The sequence below is a fragment of the Bradyrhizobium sp. B117 genome, assembly GCF_038969555.1.
In the GTDB taxonomy this organism is placed as follows: Bacteria; Pseudomonadota; Alphaproteobacteria; order Rhizobiales; family Xanthobacteraceae; genus Bradyrhizobium.
On the sequence record NZ_CP152414.1, the window covers coordinates 8,522,932 to 8,544,416 of the forward strand.

The window sequence follows — 21,485 nt, forward strand, 5'->3', positions numbered from 1 at the left end:
TGTCGGCGTTTTTCGCTCTCGATCCGCCACCTTGCGCACTTTTTCTTCTCTCATTCGCTTAGAGCGCAATAAAGCCGCATGACCGCACCTCTCTCGTGATCGGTCGATCGCAGATAGTCATCACCGAGGACACGCGCGCTGTATGCAGACGCCTATGAGCGCAGCAGTTCGCTCTACTACGCGGGTAAACCAGCCTTCGAGCAGATACTGGCCGAGATTGGTAAGTGGACGGACAAGTTATAGCCTAGTCGTTTCGCCGCGCGTTCATGGCGTGTGCCGACCCAGCGTACCATCTTGGTAAGCACGAATGAGATCGGCATCGGGATCGGGGTGCTCGACCAGCGCCCCTTCAAAGATGCCCGAGCGCAGGCATTGTGCCGTAATCACCTCGAGATCATAAAGCGGATCGTCACCGCATTGCTCATAATATTGGTGCTACCTCTCGGAGTCGTAGACACCAGGCGCTCCTCCGTGGATCACCAAGTTGCGCAGCCGAAGAGGAAGTCTCAATCGATTATAGTCGAATCCATTTCCGCCGTTCTGCCCGATCGCATCGATGACTGCCTGGGTCGCGCGGCTTTGAATCCTCGAAAATTGCATCCAACGCCATAAACAGCCAGGGGAGGCGCTCGTGTGAATCAAGCGGCCACGCTCGATAGAAGTATTCGAGCGCGCGATTTGTCATCGCGTTAAATCGTCGGTCGGGCCAATTTGATCGGGAGCATAGTGAGCCAATCGTGATCGGATTGCCGAACAACTATGTCTTCGGACATAGCTCGCGTCCGCGGCTCACCAAATGTGATATTCATGCGCCCTCGTATGTCGAACGAACAGAAGCCACCGAACATGCTTCGCATCGAAAATTGATGCCGGTATTGGAGATGAGGCGTGAGCGCTAGGGCACCAAGACAGCTACTTTGATCTTGTTAGACGCCTGAATGTTGGGTGACCGTATGCCGAGCCAAGATGGCTGCTTTTTCGGTCCTTGCGTCCCAATTAGCTACGGGTGGAAATACTTCGGGCGAGAACCCGGGCACCTTTATGTTATGTCGAGATCACTTTCGCCGACTGAACCGGGCTGAAGGAGAAAAAAGGCGACGAACGAAATTCAGTCTCCACCACGACGGGCACCAGCGAATAGAGCGCAAGGCAACTCTTGGGTTGAATAGTTCTGATGCGGCGAGCAAATCGGCCAGCCTGATCTTTACGTCCTGCCCAATGAGCTCATTGTATGACTCCTCGAATTACCGCAGGAATGTTTCAGTAGCGAAAGAGCCGTGGTGCAAGGATCTGAGCTGGCTTTGTATATCGTTCATGGCTGCCGATCTGAGGTACGGCGGCCCGAGCGGACAAGAGCAGCTCGATGGCTTGCAAATTTGGAGTGTCAGACGTAGCTCCAGAATAGCGGAGTATTGCAGAACCCCCCTGACGGCTCCGTGGCCGAAACGTCGGTTCCCATTGTTGCCCACGCGCAAAAAAGGCTCATCAAATGGCCGCGCCTCGAGTCCTGCCTCTTCGCTCGTTATCGATGAGTGCCGTAACGGTTGCCAGTTCTCGAATTGAGATAAGTCCCGCCACGGTGTGATGAGCCGGATCCGCCCAAATAGCTGCCGCCATGACTGGTAGTGTGATGTCCGCCGCCGTAGCTGACGCGCCCTCCATGTCCTCCGCGTGCGTTTGCTTGTCCGATCACGCCGAGCAGCAACAGACCGGCAACTAATGCAATCAACTTCATATTTCGCCCACCCCTTTCGAATGTCGAAGCCTATCCAAGCGCAGCCGATGAGTGATAACAACCTTTGATACGCGCAAAATGTGCAGCTTTCCGCAGAGAACAACTGGAGCCGAGCCGCTTTCCGGCGAGTAAAGCGCGCGCTTGCCCCCGAAACGTCTCGATCTCCAAATGGAGTCGCTGACCTCGTCTGAATGCCCAATCCGATCGTGCAGAAATACCGCACACGAAGGACCCTCTACGCTGATTATCATCATGGCCCCGATGCTAACATAGGCCTGCTACTTCTCGGGGCCAACATTGTCATCGCAGGAATTTTCCACCCGGTCGACTGCTGCAGCCGATCGGGATCTAACCTTCGTAGTAATTGAGCGTCATCGCGAGCTGTCGGCGCATTACGATGCGGCCATGTCCATATCTGCGAAGCTCGACGGGCCCGAGTTTGATGCCGCCGACGAAATCAGCAGTCAAAGGAACCATGCTCTCGCGGAGCATGCGAATGTGCTCATCCGTTCAACGCCAACGACGATCGCGGGCGTTATTGCTCTGATCCGTTACGTAAGCAGCCTAAGAGAGTGGGAACTTCCCGATGATGATGCATGGTATGGGGTTTTCTTAGAAGGACTGGCAGACGCGGTCGATGGAATCGCCATGGCGCAGCGGCTTGGGCGAGACGGCGATTAACATGGCGCTCGCTGTCATCTTCCGCGGCATACTTTTCTGGGGCGCCATTGCTGCGCTTCTCTATTTCGTGTGGAATTTGCCCTTCTGAAGCCCGACGACTAGGGGCTCGCCCGAACCAGTGTGAGCAATGAGGAGCGGCGATCACTCGGCGGCCCTCAGGTAGAGCATCTCGGGTCGACGCCTGATGTGGATTGTAGTGTCCGCACAACCTCGACAGTGCCTGAGTTGGACACGGTCGCGCGGCTCAAAATCGTCTTAGCGTCAACAAAGACCCACGGCGGCACTATTGGCGCCAGGGCCGTTCCTGCTGTACGACCGGACGGGAAACTATCGTACCGACAACATGAGCGTACACGTCGACTTCAAGCATTACTTCAATCAGATCACGCCGCACCGCCGAGACTTGTTCGCTGACGATATCGAGCTCAATGGGAGAAGGCCAACTTTGGCGGTCGTCTATAGCTTTTTGGAGCTGTGTTCGGGCGGGGCAGGCTCGAGCGTGCCGCAAGGTCGAATTCGCTCCGTCGCGCCAAACTCGTGCTGCGATCAGCTTCCTACCGGTGCTTTCGCTGCGGTCACGGAATTCAGCGCATTGACGCGTCCGCGCCCCCAAATGTTCGGCAATGGCGCAGGCGGGGCGTCGGCATGGTCACCGAGCAGCTTGGCCACCTGATCTTGCTTGAGCGTGGGCTTCACCTGCAGCATTGCCGCAACCACGCCCGCAACATGTGGAGCCGCCATACTGGTACCCTGCTTGGCCGTAAATGGCTTGCCAGCAACATCGAACTCCGGGTGCGGCTCAGCGTTGATGGCCTTCGCCGAAATGATCAACTGACCGGGCGCGCAAAGGGTGGGAAATTGACGGTCGTCCAACGTCGGTCCCTGGCTCGAGAACGCCGCGGGCTTGTGCAGATCGGCGGACGGTCTCGTAACGTATGCTCCAACCGAGATGGCCTTGAGCGCGGTCGCCGGAATCGTACCGGTACTTGCGGCGCTCGTTTGCGACGAGGTGAACGCGGTTGCGGGAATCCCCTTGCGTCCTTTCGGGGCACGCAGATAACCATGATAAACGCCAGCGTCGGCACCGGTCCCCACCGTGACACCCGACAAGGTAATCGACCATGTCCCAGGAGCAATCCGCAGACCGTCCCGACGAATGGCGATGCTGATCCGGTTCTTGTCGTGGCGAGGAACGGCAATGGCGGATGCGAGACTAACGGTCGAGCGGCCGAGCGTGCGCCGCACCGAGCCCCCGCTTGCCGCGAGCGACATTGAAACTCCCGAAGGATCGGTGACAACTACATCGAACCTTTCCGCAGTCGACTTCAGGCCGTACCAGATTTCGATGTCCAGCTCCTTGGCCATCTGCCTGTCATTGATGCGGAAAGTGATCCGATCGGTGGCGCCGCGCGCGACCCTGCCCCGAACGTGCTTGTTCTTGTTTCCATCGTTGCCGGCTGAGACGACGATGGCGCGCCCCTCAGCCCCGAGCGCAGCATCAATCGCCTTTTCATCCAGGCTACGACCGTCGCGCGCGCCCAACGGTTGGCCCAAACTGAGATTGATAACGCAGGGACAGTTGCGCGCTCTCGCTCGTTCCTGGATGTATTCGATCCCCTGCCGTATCAGCGCGAAGTTGAACTTGGTCGCAACAACGATCAGATCCGCGGCCGGAGCCATTCCGACGAAAGCTGTCGCCGGGCCGCCGGGCGAAACGGCGCCATTGCCAGCGGCAATTCCCATGACATGGCTTCCGTGTGGATCGTCAGGCACGTCCTTGGTGCGCAGCGGCCGTCCACCCGTTCTCAACGCGTCATTTATGGCAGTTTCGGTGAATTCCACACCACTGCGAGCCGTACCGTCAACATTGTTTCCGGGAGAACCTTCCGAGGGAAAGCGGGGCGGACGACCCGGTCGTGCCGGCACGGGTTCGAGGCGCTGGTCCCAGATCGAGAGGATTCGGGTCTTGCCATCGGGTTTGCGAAAGCTCGCATGCGTATAATCGATGCCAGTGTCGACGATGCCGATGATCACCCCCTTCCCCACTTCGCTTCCGATCACGGGCTGCAGCACGTCAGCCTTGATGTCGGATCGGCTAACGTCGAATGGCGAGTATAGCGTGCGCGCGAGCTCTATATATTCGATGCCCAGGCGGTGGACCTCGGGCAGGCTCGACAGCGGCATCTCGGCAGAGATGATGCCACCGGCCGTCGCGTGCAGCCGCATTCCCAAGGCAACAAGTTCCTTAAGATCGCCATGCCATTCGAACGTGACCGGCACCCGCGTCGTCGCCCGCTCGTGTGCGGGCGTGTCGTCGTACATCCATTGCAGATGCGGATCGATGACCGTCATGTCGCTTCTCGCAATCGGTGGAGGGTAAGACACGTTCGATATTGACCGATCAAGCGTTCTACGGCAAGTTGCAAGAGGGATCCTTGGACCATTTCGTCCGACCGCATTTCTGGACTTCCTGTTTTCGGCACGACGTTTTTGCTTAGGGGATTGGACCATGGCGGGCGTCGCTGGGCCGGCTAGAATTTCCTTTATCGCCATTCGCGCGATGGAAGACAGGTCGGATGGACCGCTTGAGGCCGTCGTCATCGGCACCAACGATCTGGACGGAACCGACTGGCGCTACGTTTGCTACGATCTTGCGGTCTTCAAAAATCTTCTCAGGGATCGTGACAACCCGTTCGCTCCGAAGAACCCGCTCTACGGGGCGAATGCCCGTTATCACGACGGCAGCGACGCGAACGACCCGCATCTGGGTCACGCCGCCGTCGATGACGATCAAGACCCAGCCCCGCCAGCATCTGCGATCGAACTTCGCGGCATCGCTCTGTTCACGGCATATCGCGCGCCGACCAATTATGCGGCGGAGAAGGATCCGCTCAAGCGGCAGCAGAAGGCCTGGGACGTCTTCGACGAAGGTCCCCTCGCCCGCTTCGATACGATCGCCCTGGCCCGCACGCTGGCCGACAAGCCGGCGCCGCGATGGCAGGTTTCGAAGCTCGTCATTACGCCGGCGACTGGAAAATCCGGCAACTTCAAAGCGCTCGCGATCAGGCTTCAGGTTCGCCTCGCGTTGAACGGCCACTGGATCAGGCCGAAAGTCGCCACCTCAGGCGACCGCTATGACACCCGCTTTCACGTGGGCCTCGATGTGGTCCAGGCGACACCGACACAATCCTTGTGGAAAACCGCCGCCGCGCCGAGAGGCGCGCTTTGCCGGCTTATCCAGATCGCCCTCACGATTGGTCCATGGGATCGTGGAGAACCCGCGCTCAGCATCGTTCCACTACGCTATGCAGATAGCGATTTCATCGACGCGATCGTCAAACCCGATGACGGCAATCTCTCCGCCGATCAGGTCGACGTAATACCCCTGTTCGTCGATCAGGGCATTCCCAGTCAACCGCCCAACCGTCCGCGCCGCGAATTCGGGCTTCGTGCGGTCGAGCACCAATTCAACAAGGACACGGGCTCCCATGACATCATCCGTGTCGCTCTGCGCTTCGAGCTAACCCTTTGGAACTATAGCGGCAAGATCGGCAGTATCCTCAAGCGGTTCTTTTCCAAACCCGAGCTTCTGCCGGTCAAAGGCCGGGTCCGCTTCTCCCAAGAGCAACGCGTCGGTGACATCGGCGCCCGCGCCCTCAAGCCGTTCGTACCGGTGCAATGGATCGTCGCCGCCCGCCTCGATCCACTCAACGTCGATCCTAAAGCGGACCCAAAGCTTCGGCGACCCGATCAGATAACCGACTTCGTCATCGACGCGTTCGATGCCGTCATCGAGGATGAGCATGACAGTCTGCGCAAGGTCCGTGACGGGACGCCACTGAGCGTCATCCCTGCACTGGCCAAACGCAAGTCGGAACGCGGAACGCCGTGGCACGCAGTCGGGTTGCTGCGCGAGAATTCCGCCTGGCGCCGTGTCATCGTGCCGACCACCGGCACCGTCAAGGATGCGGCCGATAAGCGGCGCCAAACGGCTTTCCTATCCTTCGAGCCGCGGTTCATCCCCGATATGTGGCAGGGGGTCACCGCATTCGAGCTCGTCGAGAAAGGCAAGTCGGACGAGGATCCGCGCTTCGCCTCGCCTTGTACGGCGACGTTCGCTCGTATGATCGCAACGGAGGGCACGGCGCCGGTCTGCAAGGCGCGCATCTCCGCGCCGTTCGTCGCCGCGAGCACCGATGTCCAGCCCGGCGCGTGCACGGACGGACCGGCATGGCAGCCTGCTATCACGCAGACCGACGATCTCGGTACTGTGCCGACGATCAAGTTTGGCTTCTCGCTCGAAAGCACCGATGGCTCGGAGATAGCACTCGGCGCACTGGGCTTCTCGCTTCTAAAGGCGCCGGACCTCACGATGGTCACCAAGGCGGATCTGACCGGGCTTCTTGCCCGATCCGGTGGTGACGATCTGCCAGATGCGCAATTGCAGGCGGTCGTTAAGTTCCCGATCGAGCGCGTGAAGCCAATCGGCCAGGACGACCTGCCTCCTCAGATCCGCAGGCAGTTGCTCGGTCGCCCGACGCCCATTTCGGATGACCCTGACGAGCCGCTCCTGCTCGAACTGGACTACCGCGGCGGCTCCGAGCAACCCGATGACGAAAAGCTCATTCAGGCCTTGGTCGCCACGGAATCACTCGCGCCCGGTGAAAATCAGTCGGTCTCCCTTTCGCTGCGCGCGATCAGATCGACCACGACAACCAGCGCCGCTCCAAGGCGGCTCGCCTTGGTGATCGACCCGACCCCGTTCCGGGTCGCCGCCGTGGAGTATGTCGAACCCGCTCGGGCCGCCACCGATCAGAGCAACGAAGTCGCGATATGGAGCGACGAAGGTGACGTGTCCTGGCGCGTGCTTGATCCTTCCGAAGCGGTGCGGATGGTACTGCCGCCTCAGGTCATCGGCGAGGCGATGGAGAAGAACGCAACCGCAATCGTCGGCGCCCCAAAAGATATCGAACCAGGCCGCCCGGCGGCCGCGCGGTTTGGCGCGCACGCACGCCTGGAGGTCGACCCCACCTTTGCGGACACCAACTTCCGCGAGCCAGGCTGGAATCTCCGTCGTAACATGGGCTATCCGACCATGCGAACGCCGGGCTCCCGCTTGAAGGAGCTTCGGCTCGAGCTGCTCTACGGTTTGACGACGAGGATCAGCACCACCGACAAGAGCACCGAGGCCTTCGTCACCGAGATCGGCGCAACGATCGGAGCGCCCGTATCTCCCGTGTCCGATACGGCGAGCGCGTCTCGCGCGACACTAAAGAGCCACCTGCAACTCGCGAGCCTCGTGCTGCGGGCCCAGCGCAGGCGACTTGCCGTCGACAAGCTCTGGAGCGGTCACCCCGATGCCGAGCTGAAGATCGAGGACGGCGTAAGTTTCAGGCTACGCACCGGAGGATTGGACCCGGCGCATGGACCCGCGACCCCTCTTCGCTGGCCCGTACAAGGCGAAATCCCGGCAGATACCGGTGGTCTAATCGAATCGAAGAAGCTCGCGCAGACGTTTTCGACCAGCCAGGACGACCGGGAGAGTTTTCCCGGCGGGGTCGCCTGGGCCTTCGAGAGCGCTAATATCCTGATGAAGGTCTACAGCCGACCGGACGCGGACGGGGGTTCGGCGAAAGGCGTCCACCTCTCCGCGCACGGTGGCTATGGCGGCCAGCGGGCGCTGTTCGACGAGAAGAAGACCGTTGTCGAGACCGAGACCGGCCAGGGCCGCGTCCACCGTTACAAGCTCGAGCGCATCGGGCGCATCGGCGCTCTCTGGAATCGAGCCAAACACGTCATCATCTATGAGCGGTCCGTCGTACCTTCCGCGCAATTCTTCAATTTCGACCCGATCGGCCCGTTGCAGGACGAACACGTCGGACGCCCGATCCTTCGCAAGGTCGAGGAGTACGTCGAGCTGCTGCAGCCGGTGCGCCGCTATCCCGAGGGCGGCAAGTCGATCGCAGCCGCCGGATTTCTCGTCGGCGTCGAGTTCAAGTCGGGCAAAATCCGTGTCGATAGCCGCTGGGGCGGCGATGTGCGCCGTGAAGGCTGGCAAGTGCCTCTGTGGAACAGGGCCTTCGCGACCCTCCCTCCGGTATTGGCCCCCTCCAGGCCAGGCGATCCCCCGATTAATCCGGACGATCCCTCGCTGATCTATCCGAAGCCGCAGATTCGTTTCCTGCTGGCGGGAGAAGGCGACGGCGAAATTTCCGTCGAGGTCGACGAGCCGGAAAAGCTCGTCTTCTACACTTCCGTGGTCCACGGCGAAAGCGGCGACGACACCGATGCATGGCGATCGGTGCGCGATATCGATTTCATCGATCTACCGCCACCGGCCGCCGGCCGCATGAAACCCAACAGCGCCAATCTCACCGACGCCATGATGCCGTCAGAGCCGGCGCACGCACCTGGTTTCGAGCGGATGACCGTCGGCTTGGTCCGTGCGAAGGAGCCGGCTGTCCTCACCCACGGCCGGGCTCCCAGCGGCCCCGGCACGATACTCAAGAACATAACAATTGCCCGCGCCGCACCACTAACCGCCGTCGGCGCCCCAAGCCCAGTGACGATTTTCGGGCAGTCACTGACGCAGCATAGTTCCGACCTACGGGCGGCCATCGATGCCAAGGTCGGCCAAGCGCTCGGCGTCCTCGAGAAACTGGATCCCGAGAAGCCTCTCACCGATGTCAAAAACGACGCCGTCGCAGCCATCGGCGCGGCGCTCGACCATCCGAGTTTCGTCGGCGATCTCAGGTCCGCGACTTCCGACATCAAGAACTCGCTCAAGTCGATCGATCTGAGCAAGGTTGACCCAAAATCACCCTGCGCCTCGCTGGTCAACCGCCTGAAGGATGCTGCCGAGGGACAGGTCGACCGTCTGCGCAAGATCGCCGGCGAAGCGATCGATTCCACACTCGACGGTGGCCTGAGGCCGATCCGCAACATCGCCGGCATCGTTCGCGACGTCAGCGTGTTCCTCGACAGCGAGGATGCATGGCTATCGCCGGACGAACGCGCCGACCTGATCGACAAGCTGTCGGGACTGCAGAACCGGATTGCCACCGTGGCGGACGAAGTGCGAGCGGAAATCGAGCTCCTGTCAAAGCGGGTGACGGCCGATCTCGAGGCCGTCAAGGCAGTCGCCGGCGCCTCACTCGGTGAAGCGCAAGACGTGGCAATTCCGGCCGCACTCGGCAAGATCCACGATGCGTTCAAGACGCTGAAGGACGACGTTGGCACGGCGACGGTGGTCAACGATTCGATCGCGGCGTCCGCACGCGCGACGCTTGACGAGCTTCGCAAGCAAGCCCAGCAAATCGACACCGAACTTTCGCATATCGACGATACGGCAGCTCTCATGGCAGCGCGCCGCATCCTGCCGGCCATCCACGACACGTTGGGACAGGCAATCACCCTCTCCGATGGTCTTACTCACGTCGGTGCTGTGATCAGTGACAACGTGAGAGCGGCTCTCGCTTCCTACGAGGCGTCGCTCAAGCAGTTTGAGGACGCATTGAAAGCCCGTCTCGGTACCGCCGGCGGATCACTCCAAGCGCTCGCCACCAAACTCGATCAAATCATCGCCGAGGCACAGAATGCCGCGCGCGCCCTCGTCGTGTTTCTCGAAGACACGATCGACGCGGGCCTTGATGAGGCAACCAGCATCTTCGATCGGATAGCCGATGCGATCATTGCCCTCTCGGCTCCTGAAGATCCCGACGACGATGCCGATTCCACCGGCGCTATCCATCGGGCGCTGACGGCAATAGCTGACGCCAGCGGATTGATCGAGAAGGCCGTGGTAGCGCAGGGCGAAATTGTTGCAACCGCTCTACGGAAGACACTCGACGCGCTCGCTGCCGGCATCACCGCCGCGATCGACGACGTTGGGAAGGAACTCAAGGATGCCTGCGCGGTATTCGACAACTTTATAGGAGAGATACGGAAGGACGCGCAGAAGGTCGCCGATTGGCTGCAGAATGCCCTCGACGTCGACGGTTACAAGAGACGGTTGGACGATGCGGTAAAGCAAGCCATCAACGATGCACAGGGCTCCGTCGAAGACCTGAAGCGGCGTGCCGCGGAAGAAGCCGAACGCGTCACGCGCGAGGTCGAAAATCGTGCACGACAGATCTCCGGCGCGGTCCAGGAGACTTTGCGCGACGCGCTGGGAACAGATCCAGTGGAATTGGCCGACCAGGCCAATCGGCTCTATCAGGAAGGCAGCGATACCTTACGGCTACTTCGTGCCGTCGGTGACCCACCAAAAACGGATCGGCTCGGTTTCAATCGACCAGAAGTCGCCTACGTGCTCGCCGAGGCCAACAAGGTCGTCGACATGACCCCGGCGATTGCGCTGGTCAACCGGGTTTCGGATACGCTTGCGGCGGCCGACAAGGCCGGCAAGGCGGTCGGCGACATGCTTCAGTCGTTCGGCGTGCGGCTGCCCTCGAGTGGCGTTGCCGAGCAGTTCATTCCCGACAAACTGAAGCAACTGTCCGTGGCGGATCTCATACCGAATATGGGCGGTATCGATTTCCGCGGCCTGCTTCAAAGATTTGCCTTCCCGGATCTTGACGACTCCAAGGCCATCAGGGTTCAGCACGGTTTCAACAACGTCCAGATGCGCGCCTGGCTTCAGACCGACATCGACGTCCCCTTCACTGAGCCCGCGCCCCTCTTGTCGTTCGGCCCCGTCGAGATCGTCGTCGACGAAGCCAAGTTCAATGCCAAGGCGCGGATGTCGGTGGGCCGCGACGGGACCCAAAAGATATTCAATGGCCGCATCTTCGGCGACTGGCGAGTCGTGACCAGCGGACAGGACATCCTCACATTCCGTCAGACCGGCTTGTATTTCGACGACTCCGGCAAAATCGACTTCAAGATCGATCCGGAACGTGTCGAACTCGCCGACGCGCTGGCGTTCCTGACTGATTTTCTTGCCGCTTCCGGCGAGGGGGACGGGCTCGTCATTGAACCGCTGATGCGTGGCGGCGTGCCCGCCGGCATCGCAGCCACGCTCGACATCGATCTGCCGGACCTGCAGCTCGGCGTTTTCGGAATCTCAAATCTTTCGTTGCACATTCTGTTCGGCATCGCCGCAGTTCCTCAATTCGAGTTGATGTGTGAACTGTCGGTCGCCACCAAGACAATGCCATTCACGCTGAGCGTCTGGATCCTCAACGGCGGCGGATTCCTGACGCAGCGGCTATCGTTTCTTCCAATCGCCAAACCTCACCCGATCCTGACCTATTCGCTCGAGGTGGGTATCCTCGCCGGCGTTGGACTAGGCTTCAACTTTGGCGTGGTATCGGGTGGCGTCTGGCTTCAGGTCGGCTGTTCGATAACGATGACGTGGTCGACCGGCCCCGGTGGCAACACCACTGCAATTTCAGTTTTCATACTAGCGCGCGGCAACGTCGACGTCGCAGGCCTGATCACGGCTGCCATTTCGCTGCTGCTGGAGGTTACCTACGACGGCTCGTTGATGATCGGGTCCGGAACGCTCCGGCTGAGTTTCAAGATCAGCGTCTTCTACACGCTGCGCGTCTCCCAGCACGTCGAGTATCAGTTTGCTGGCGAGAAAAAGCAGTCTGAAGGTTATTCCGATTCTTACGCTTGATTTTGTTGTACCCCAAGGACCGATCGTCGATGGCTCCCGATCCGCGCAATCTCAGAATAAAGGTCCAGGCGGATCGTCTGCCGGACGTGAGCAACAAGGCTCAGATCTCGCTACGGGTAAGCGCGGTCATCGATGGTTCCGACGGAGCGCTTCTGACGGACGCGATCGGTGAGATCCTGCCCTGGAAGTGGCGCCTGGCGGATGGCAGCGGGACCTGGAATCCGCATGACGTCACCGCCTGGCGATTCTGGCGCATCGTCGACATCGCAGGAGTTCCTACCGTCCAGGATCTGGACGCCGGAACCACCGTCGCGGCGGCCGCCAATGCGCCGGTGGATTTCGATCTTCCCGGCGCCGACGGAAGCAGGCGCTTTCACCGCCGGCTCGAGGAGGAAATCGCCTCAATCGTCAACACGAGTGGCCTCGAAGCTGCCCTGTGCATGCCGGCGGGTACGGCAGAGGTGACTGGGCGCACCGTGTTTGGGATTGTCGAAAGCCTGACAGGATTGCCGAACCCAGTTCCGATTGCCAACAAGGTGTTCACCGTCTTCACGCTCGACCCAGCGCCTGACAAGAGCACGACTTTCATCGCGGCACCATTGTTCGGTCCGACCGGCGGCGGTACCTACACGCTCGATCCGGCCGGTCCCACCATGATCTCGGATCAAAACGGCGAGTTCTGTCGCGTCGACCTTGTACCGACGCCTGGTCCTGGTCCCGCGCCCATGTTCGCGGACGGATCCGTCGACATGCGACCGAGCTTGTCATGGGATGATCTCAGTCCGTCCGGCGATCCCCAGCGGCTCATCGACATGGAGACCATGCTGATCAAGAGGCCGGCCCTCGGTCACGGCTTGACCGATGAGGACTGGGCCGCCTCCCTCTCAAGACGGATCGCCGAAGTCGTTGATCCGTGGGCCCGTGTGTTCGGCGTGCTGGATGCGACTGTGACCAGTGAAATCACGAAGGTGGCGGGCGGCGACGAGCTGCGGCGCGCGCTTGCCCGGGATCTCGCCTCAGAACTGACGCCAAAGTTTCTCATGGCCCTTGATTCGATTTCATGGTGGGTCGTGGGCAGGCGCAGCGCCGCTTCCGCGATTGCGCTGCCACCCGGCTTCTCGATACTGGAAGGCCTCTCCCTCCGCCAAGCCCACTTCTGGAATCTCACAGCGGCCCTGATCCTGGGCGCCGCTGAACGTGACCCCGGAAGCGTCAGCAACAATCCGCTTCGAGCCCGCTTTGCTTCCGTCAATTCACGCAGGTTGAAGGGGCTGCTCGGTTTGCCGCTCGATCCTCCGGGCTCGGCCATAGCCCCCGAAATCGAGAGCATCGAGTCAGACGATGGCCTGCGGAAGTTCGTGGCACGCAATTGGCTCGGCGGACCGGATCTTTCGTCCGCCGGTCCTCATCCGCTGCTGATCGCTGCGCCTCGCGTGATCGCCGCACGGACATTGACTATTCCCCCCGACGCTCAAGCGTTCGGCCCTGGAGCCACCCAAGCAGTATCGAGCGCTGTGCTGGACCTTGGGCCGGCCGCATCCGCGGCCCCCATCGCGCCGGCGGCACCGACGAAAGTGGCGTTCGATCTCGCTCTCACGCCGCCTGCAGGCGATTTCAAGCTAGTCGTGGCGTTCGTGACGACGCCAGGTCGCCCCATCCCACCCGAAATTCGTATCGCCGGGATGGCGGCGTCTGCCACGTTGGACGTTGCCATCTTTCAGGATGGCGCCTCCGTCATCTCAACGACGCTCGCGCGTGGAGCGGCGATCCGCGTCGAGATTGCGATCATCCGACCCGACGCAAATGCGGCCGTCAGCGTCACGTTATCGGCCGGCGGTTCTGCGCCTGTGCCGGCCGACCGTCTGCTCGGGGCAGCCTTCTATCTGTCGATGAAGGCAGATGTTTCGGACATTCCGGACGTTGGCATCATCATGCCCGACGCGACTGCAACGCCGCTGCGTACCGCGTTGGACCGCATTACGACCGGACCCGGCCTTCGCGCCGATCTCGCATTGGCCGTGATCGGGCCGTACATTCCTGGACTGACGGCCGGACGATTGACATGGGACGCGCCCCAGCCTCAGAACGAGCAAGATGCGGCTGCGCAGCTTCCCCTCGACGAGCGGCTGGTAGCCAGCGTTGCCGCCCTCGTCGGCGCCGAGCGTGCCGACGGCAGCCGTCCCGCCGCGTCATTGTATGATCTGATCATCGGTGCAGCGCTCACCGATGCGGGCCTCACGGCTGCCAGTCCCGGGAGTGATGAGGAGAAACTTGCCAATTTGCTGAAAGCGATCGTCGAGGCCGCTCGCCGCGATGCCGTTCGTCACGCCGGCAGCCTCGTGCCATCAACGACAGACGAGTCAGGAAGCGGCGATGATTCCAGCCGCCGCCTCACCGTCGATTCGCCTCCACTGGTTTTCCGCTTCGACCAGCTCCAGAGCATTGCCGGTGCCGCCGACCTTTGGACCCGGCTGTCTGGTGTGGGAGCCCTGATGGCCCGTACCGACACCTTGAGCGATCCGATCCAAGCGTGGCGTAGCCTCAACGTTGCCACGCTGCATGCCCCCGACACTTCGTCGCAAGGTTCGGCGCGAGCTGCGCTCAGTGAAGCCAACGCGGTGATGGTCCGTAATCTTGCCTGGGCCAGCGGAGCCATCGTTGATCCGGTCCCACTGCAGGTCGGAGAGATTGGCGGCATACGGGCTGCCTTGATTTCATACGACAATCGCTCGCCGGTGGCCGAGATGGTCACCGATGCCGCGCTAGACAACGTTCCATCCTCGTTCGCGCGCCGCATCGAAGCCTATCGGTTTCCGCCGACCACGGGTGATGGCGCCACCGACTATCGCCTGTTCGCGCTATCATTCGGCTATGCCTTCCACGTCGTCCCATACGTCATCGGTCACGGCGGGACCCTACCTCCGATCTTGCGCAATGATCCCAATGATCCATTGACGATCCGGCCGATTGAAACGACCGGGCCGCTCAAGGGACAGGTTAAGATCGCAACAAACACGGATGCGGTGCGTCGGTCAGCGCTCTACCGACGAACACGTCCAATCGGCGCACCAAGGCTTGCGGGCGACCGATCCAAAGCGATTCCCGACGGCGTCGTGCCGCTCGCCGGTGAACTACCGATACGGCCAGCTCCCGTGACCATCGGAGGCGATGTGCAAGGACGTTTCTTCCTCAATCGGGAAGGACGTGCCGGCGTTCTCGAAGTCCGCGCCGGTCCCGACCCGGGTTTGCGGATCGACATCGGCCGCATGGAGTGGCCTGAAACAAACGAAGCGCGCAAGCTGTCCATCACGTTCCGGGGCCGCTCGGGGCCGAGCGAAGCCATCACCGACCTGCTGACATTGACGCACGACGTTGGCAGAAGCGGAGCGATTCGGGTCGAAGCGTTCACGGCCATAACGACGATCGCCGCGGGAGTTGACGAGCCCGAATGGGCCGAGGATGAATTTGATTTTCCGGCGGCAACGCAAGACTTGCAGCAGCCCGCCAGCGACATCGCGCAATGGCGAGACGTCCTGATCATTATCGCGACGGACAAGGACGTCGACATCCAACCCCCGATCGTCACACCGATCGTTAGTCAGCTCGACAGCGCGGGAAACTTCGCAAGCATCGCTGTCGGTAAGCCGCGAATTGCGCCGGAATCGGGCCATCAAATGCGCGCGACCTACGTGCTCGACGGCATCCAGGTCGGCGCCGCGACGGGCGCTCGCCAGATGACGATCCGATTGCAACGACCGACGGTGGAATTTGGTACTTACGGGCGATGGATCAACCCTCCCCTGTTCGACGATCGAGTTGTCGCCAGCCGACCGGTCGTTGCCAAGGCGCTCGACGCCGCGCTCGGCGTAGCAACGAGCCCAAACAAGACCAAGGACGATCGGTCCCTCGATGATCCGGCCGTGACACAATTGTACGGTGAACTGGTATGCATCTTTCCAACTTTTCAGAAGTTCAAGATGGCGGCAGTCGGAGCTGCCTGGACCTCCCTCGAGGACGTGCTCGGCTTCGATGGCTCTGGCCGTCGCCATGTCGCGCCGACGCCGTCCATGACCATCAAGGTCGATCCAAATGGACGGGAAGGTCTGACCGGCGATACTGCCACACTCTTGCCGGGTCGCATCTACGAGTTGCGCGTCTATGCAGGATTGCCGGACAAGCAAGACAAGCTTTGCCCTTTCACGCGCGACCAGCGGCTTTCGCCTGCTGTTAAGGCCACGCTCAGACACTGTCCGATCGACGCGAAGATGCGGCTGGCGGGCCCCCTGGTGCTGACGCTCGAAGTCGCGACCGAAAACGTGCCCGAGATCTTGGGAACACAGCCGCTGAACATCGACCTGCGCCGGGCCCCCGAATATGCCGAGCAGGCATGGATTTCATTGACGGCGGCGTTCACAGGAAGAACGTCGACGTATCCTGCCTTGCGCTATTGCCATCTCGCTGCGCTCGAATCGCAACGCTGGAGCTGGCGCGGCAGGCCGCAGGACGACCAATGGTACCGGCTGGCCACGACCGGAGCCGAGGCAATCGACCAACCCCGGTATCGGGAGCTGTTCGACACATCGTTCTCGGACCGTCGCAACGATGACGTTGGGGAAGTCTTCGAACGTCGCATCGAGCGTGCCCATGTCTATGGCGGATTGAGGCGGCGCAGCGATCCTGGCCCAAGCAACCCCATTCCACGCCTGTTCGACAAGAGCCTCGACTGGCGTGGCGGCATGAATTTGTGGCGCTTCGGTCTTCGCATCGTGAGCCGCTACAAGGCGATGCGGCCTGGACGGCCGGAATTCATGCGCTCCAGTCATCGGGGGCCGAACGGCAGCGCGATCTGGCAGAACAAGGTGCTGGCCGATCGCTCCAATGACCGTCGTCCCAAGCGTCCGGGTCTGGCGATCGTTCTGCCACTGACCGAACGCGCCATGGCGTGGGGAACCGTTCCTCCGCTCCTGGCCTTGTTTAACGAACCGCTCTATCCGAATTTCCATGTCGGAGATGGCATCGACGCCATGGTCGAAATGGCCCGGCATCCGATGACACGAGCCGAACGAAAAACGCGTGTCGCGACGATCGATAAGCTTTTGAATCCATCGGACGGCACCGCTCCGCCGACTGGAGAAGCGCTCGACAGATTGGTTGCGGAACGAGCTGCGCTTCAACGCAATATCGACGCCGGCACCGACGGGCCGACAGATGCCCTCAAATACTGGCAGGAGCACGGCCCGGACTCGATCCGGAGCGGAAGCGGGTCCGGCGGCGCGATCATACCGCTGCGGATCGACGGTCCCATCGGCTACACCTTCGACCTCGCAACAGAGGCCGGGCGTTTCGATCACGCCGGTTTGATGATAACGCCCGTCAAACCCGACGTTGTTCCCTGGTCGTTCGTGAAACTGAAGTTTCGTCGTTTCGAGGCTCCGGAGAGCATCGACCCTGCGACCGCCCTCACTGGCCAGGGCCTCGCTCCAGCATCGTACAATAAATTCTATTGCGAACCGCGCCTTCTGGCGATGAACGATGCATCCAACCGCTTCCGGCTGTCCAACAGCCGCAAGATTATGCGGGACTTTGCGCCGGTAGACTTCAAAGACCTCAAGGACGTCGTCGGCAAGGGCATCTTCCCCGCCGAGCATGAAGGGCTCGCGATCGACATCGCCAGCACGGAAGACCTGGACGGCTCGGCGATCCGCTTTCAATTCACTGACGACAGCGACAGCGAGTTCGTTCGTATCACATTCAGCGTGAAGGGCGACGGCGCAAAACGGAGCATCGCTTTCCAATTCTTCACGCAGTTAGGTGATGCCGGCACCTGGACGCTGGACGTCCCGGCCGGCGGCGACGTGCGTTTACGTCTGATCGTGTCGGCCCGGGACAAACCGGAGAAAGGCGAAACGTACAAGCCGGCCGGTGACATCGCTGTGCGCGCCCGAATCGCACGCGATACGACGGATGAGATTTTGTTACCGACCGAAAATCGTTGGCTATCGGTGGCGTGCCTGCCGCTGACCAGTGCAATCGAGGTTCCCATCAATCAGCCCCTCACGATGGTCATGAAGGCGACGGGAGCTCAGGCGGCCATTTCGCCGGCAAGGCTTTCTACATTTACACCATCGCTGTGGTGGCAGTTTGCCGAGCCCATGTCTCTGTTCGACGCTGTCATCGATGGAGTTGCGTCGACGGTGTCGACGGATGATCTCACCGCCTCAGTGACGGGGACCATAGTCTCAATCGAGCGCAAGCCCACCGCGCAAGGACGGGTGCAGAAACTGCAGTCGCTCGCGCCAGCGGTGGATCAGCAAGCGGGACAGCTCGAGGAAGTCCTCGTGCTGGTGCTGACACGCAACATTCACGATGCGCTCGATCGCGTTCGGGAGCGTCCAGTCGCGGTCAAGCTCTGGGACGGCACGTCCACATCGCTGGACCTCGCCAAACCCGATTGGCCAACATTCGAGGATCCGAACGAGGGGCCAAAGCTCGGCGATGGCGGGAAGATCCGCTTCCTCCGCATTCTGCGTCCAAAGACGCGCGCGAGGGGCGGCTATCTCGAGACCGCGCCGTCGTTTCCGTTGGATTTCTTTCAGTACGAAACGATCGAAGGGGACCTCGACATGAATCCTCCGGACGCCAAAGGAATGGTGCTCGGAATGTCGATGCCGATCCCGTGGAAACACGCGTGACGTGTTCAGGCATTCGTCAATCGTGACTTACGATCGCGAGACTAGCGGCAGAAATCATCGGGGGACCAAATGGCTGACGGGGACGTGGAGAGGCTCGCTAAAATCGTTTTGGGAGAAACGAGCGGATTGACCGCAAAGGGAACGGATTCAGCAAAATCGTTGGAACGCCTCTGGTCGGTCGTCGCAGGCATTGCAGTAGCTGCGCGCTGGAACGGGCTTCAGGATCAAATGAAAATCGCCGGCAACATGCTGCCTGCCGACGAAGCGGCGAACTACACGGTCATGAAGGCCGTTGCCGAAAAGATCTCGCAGAACCGCTACGACGGCGCCGTCGCATTGCCCAAGCAAGCAACGCTCTGGCAAATCGATCGAAATGGCGCGCCGTCGAAGGACGTCGGCACGCCGCCCGACTGGATCTACAAGACCGGCGGGACCGAGGGCCTCGAATTCCAGGACAAATCAGGCCTGACGTACCGCCTCTATGGAACGAGCGAAGAGGCTCCCGGCAAACTTGGCTTCACCTCGTCGTATAGCCTTACCGGCCTGGCGCCGCGATCATGGAGCGTTCCCAAGCCGATGAGGATAGCGGCATGGTGGCTCGGTTCGATCGCGGCCTTGATCTTCGTTTTCGGTGGCATCTCGGCCATATGGTCGGGACAGAGCGACGGCAATGCACGGAGCCAACTCCGAAATCTCGACATACAGTATCGTGTGCTCGACAAGCTGGCCGACAATTGCGTCTCGGATGCAGCTCTGCTTCCCAACTGGAAGCGGAGCGTTTGCAGCTTCCTTGATGCCGGCGGCAAGTACGTGAAGCCAGCCGCAGTTGCCCCTGCCGCGCCTCCGCCGGCCGCCCCACCGGCCGCGCAGGTGCCGCCGGCCGCCGCATCGCCTGCGCCGGCCGCTCCCGCTCAGCCGATCGTTCCGTATGGCCCGAAGGTCGGAGTGGCTCTCGCTACGATCCGGAGCTGCCTCGACCATGGGCCTTCCGCGGCGGACACAAATGCGGCTCCGCCGTCGAAGAAGCCGCCAGAAACAGATGGCGCGGCCGCAACGGACGCGACGCTGTCGTGCGAGCTTGTGGTGCGTAGCGCAGTCGATGCCGGCATTATCGCGATCACGCCGAATACGTCGATTTGGTCCGGCATCGCGAATGCGCTTCTCGGACTGCGAGACACTCCCGGCACGCGGTCGATCATCGTGCAATTTCTGGCGGTGACCCTCGGTATTGCCGGACTCGCCATCGCGCTTGGCCTGGGGACCAAGGGGCGCATGGTCGGCATCTGGGTCGACGAGCGTAACCGGGTATCCCTGGCACGCGCGCAAGTGACGCTCTGGACCATCGTCGCACTTGGCGGCTTCGCCACCGCGGCGCTTTTCAATGTTGGCCTTGGCGGACCAGGTACGTTCCCCCAAATCCCGGCATCCATCGCCGCGGCACTCGGGATCGCCTTTGCCTCACCGATGATCTCCACGTTAATCCTGAATACGAAGGCATTCGGAATGGTCGGCTCTCCGTCGGATCAGATCACGACGATCGGTGGCAGGCCAAAGGACAGTAACGACCAGGCCGATCGTGGCCTGCTGGCGGTGTCGAGTGACTCTTCAGCCGTCGAAGTCCGTTCGGACCCGACGATGGCGTCTCTTGCCGACGTCTTCGTAGGTGAACACGTGGCCGACTCGGGCGACGTCGATATTTCCCGGCTGCAAAATGTCGTGCTCACTGTCACCCTGGTCCTGGGCTATTTCGCGATGCTCGTCGAGCAACTCCGCGGACTCGCACCAGACGTGCTGCTGACCGGAATCCAGAGCTTGCCCGATCCCGGAGGTGCCTTCACGTCGGTGCTGCTGATCAGCCACGCGACTTACCTAGGGACGAAAGCCTACAAGGGAAGCGGGAAAGGCGACACCGCTCACTAGCGTTCACCATTGAGGACCCTGCTATGCCCGACTCGAATGCAGCAGCACTGATCGGTCTGGCTTTGACCGCAGCCGGTTTTGCCTTCGGCCTCTATCAGTATCGGATGAATAGCGAGCAAGCGAACTTGACCCGTCAGCGCGAGCGCGCGCTGGCGGCATCCGACCAAACAAAGGAATTCTTCGAAGATGCGGACGTGCGTTTCGTCATGCGCCTTTTGGACTATGGCAACGCCCAGTTTTGGAAGGAAGACACGCTGAAGGGCCAGACCTTCGGCGTCCGTGACCTGCCCACCGCGCTCGCCGTCCACTGGAAGCTGATGCCAACTGAAATCGAAAAGGAAACATTCACGGACCGAAATCTGGCCGTCCGCTCCGCTTTCGACAACTTTTTACTCTGGCTGGAGCGGATCGAACATCTCATTCGCTACGACGTCATCGGGGCGGTCGGCTTCGGCGAGCTCTTCTCGTATTGGCTGGTCCTGCTCGGCGAAATCCCGCAACCCGGTGACAGGATCAATCATCTCTCCAATGAGGGGCGTGCCGCGCTTTGGGAGTACATTCGAGCCTATGAGTTCAATTCTGTCGTTCGCCTTTTCGCGCGCTACGGTCGCGCCGGCCCCGTCGGAAGAGATGGATTCCTTCCCCGCAAAACGACCTCGAAAGAGGGGGGCTGACCACGTCACGCCGGACACGCTGTCCACTCCCGTCATTGCCTAGAACGATTTACCTAGAGGAGACGCAGCAACAATGCCAAACATAAGCCTGACCGGGAAAGCCATTGATGGCGATCCAGATACGTACTGGATTAATTTATTCGCCGCAGATAGCACCTGGC

General features: G+C 61.1%; 6 protein-coding genes. 5 read left to right on the forward strand and 1 reads right to left on the reverse strand.

All coding sequences use genetic code 11. The annotated features are described in order from the left end of the window. Positions 1-2,032: 2,032 nt before the first annotated feature. Positions 2,033-2,416 carry a hypothetical protein gene (locus AAFG16_RS40695; RefSeq protein WP_342734438.1) on the forward strand — a complete coding sequence of 128 codons (384 nt, stop codon included), beginning with the start codon at positions 2,033-2,035 and terminating at the stop codon, positions 2,414-2,416. Positions 2,417-2,962: 546 nt separating this feature from the next. Here AAFG16_RS40695 and AAFG16_RS40700 read toward each other — a convergent pair. Then, complete coding sequence (locus AAFG16_RS40700) at positions 2,963-4,768, reverse strand: S8 family serine peptidase (RefSeq protein ID WP_342734440.1); 1,806 nt, start codon at positions 4,766-4,768, stop codon at positions 2,963-2,965. A 157-nt stretch (positions 4,769-4,925) separates the two neighbouring features. Between AAFG16_RS40700 and AAFG16_RS40705 the strand changes: the two genes are divergently transcribed. From AAFG16_RS40705 to AAFG16_RS40720, 4 genes are all read left to right on the forward strand, one after another. After that, on the forward strand, positions 4,926-12,038 hold the full coding sequence (locus AAFG16_RS40705) for a hypothetical protein (protein WP_342734442.1): 7,113 nt from the start codon (positions 4,926-4,928) through the stop codon (positions 12,036-12,038). Continuing rightward, positions 12,035-18,730, forward strand: coding sequence for a hypothetical protein (locus tag AAFG16_RS40710; RefSeq protein ID WP_342734444.1), 6,696 nt, complete (start codon positions 12,035-12,037; stop codon positions 18,728-18,730). The genes AAFG16_RS40705 and AAFG16_RS40710 overlap by 4 nt, the downstream gene beginning before the upstream one ends. 69 nt (positions 18,731-18,799) lie before the next feature. Then, the gene (locus AAFG16_RS40715; protein ID WP_342734446.1) at positions 18,800-20,650 is read left to right on the forward strand and encodes a hypothetical protein; all 1,851 of its coding nucleotides are present in this window, start codon (positions 18,800-18,802) and stop codon (positions 20,648-20,650) included. 23 nt (positions 20,651-20,673) lie between these two features. After that, on the forward strand, positions 20,674-21,324 hold the full coding sequence (locus tag AAFG16_RS40720; protein WP_283081883.1) for a hypothetical protein: 651 nt from the start codon (positions 20,674-20,676) through the stop codon (positions 21,322-21,324). The last annotated feature ends 161 nt before the right edge of the window (positions 21,325-21,485 follow it).

Bases quoted from the DNA above. Each gene is read 5' to 3' on its own strand.
- AAFG16_RS40720 (WP_283081883.1), top strand. From the start codon at position 20,674: ATGCCCGACTCGAATGCAGCAGCACTGATCGGTCTGGCTTTGACCGCA.
- AAFG16_RS40705 (WP_342734442.1), top strand. From the start codon at position 4,926: ATGGCGGGCGTCGCTGGGCCGGCTAGAATTTCCTTTATCGCCATTCGC.
- AAFG16_RS40700 (WP_342734440.1), bottom strand. From the start codon at position 4,768: ATGACGGTCATCGATCCGCATCTGCAATGGATGTACGACGACACGCCC.
- AAFG16_RS40715 (WP_342734446.1), top strand. From the start codon at position 18,800: ATGGCTGACGGGGACGTGGAGAGGCTCGCTAAAATCGTTTTGGGAGAA.